1 protein-coding gene is annotated in these 371 nt (G+C 70.4%); it reads right to left on the bottom strand.

Going from position 1 to position 371, the window contains the following annotated elements; all coding sequences use genetic code 11:
• Positions 1 to 371, bottom strand: a 371-nt coding sequence (locus tag ACPYOI_RS36025) for an FAD-dependent oxidoreductase (RefSeq protein ID WP_481424168.1), incomplete at both ends; no start/stop codon positions are given.

Below are 371 nucleotides of genomic sequence, written 5' to 3'. Positions count from 1 at the left end.
TGCACGAGGCGCACATGCCGGGCCTCGTTCTGGCCGAAAGCGGCGCGCAGCAGCTGATCGACCCAGGGGCCGGCGGCATTGACCAGCATGCGGGCCCGATGGCGGCGGTTCTCGCCGGTCAGCATGTTCACGCTGTCGATCTCCCACAGGCCGTTCTCGCGGCGGGCCGAGACCACCTTGGTGCGCGGCATAATCAGCGCCCCGCGGTCGGCGGCATCGCGGGCATTCAGCACCACCAGCCGGGCATCGTCGACCCAGCCGTCGGAATATTCGAAGGCCTTGGCAAACACCGGCTTCAGCGGCTTGCCGGCCGGGTCGCGGCGAAGGTCAAGCACCGCCGTCGGCGGCAACAGCCGGCGGCCGCCGAGATG

The organism is Rhizobium sp. SVR5-2C (assembly GCF_056755115.1).
The sequence above is the reverse complement of the archived record's forward strand: the minus strand, read 5'-3'. Positions and strand labels throughout refer to the sequence as shown.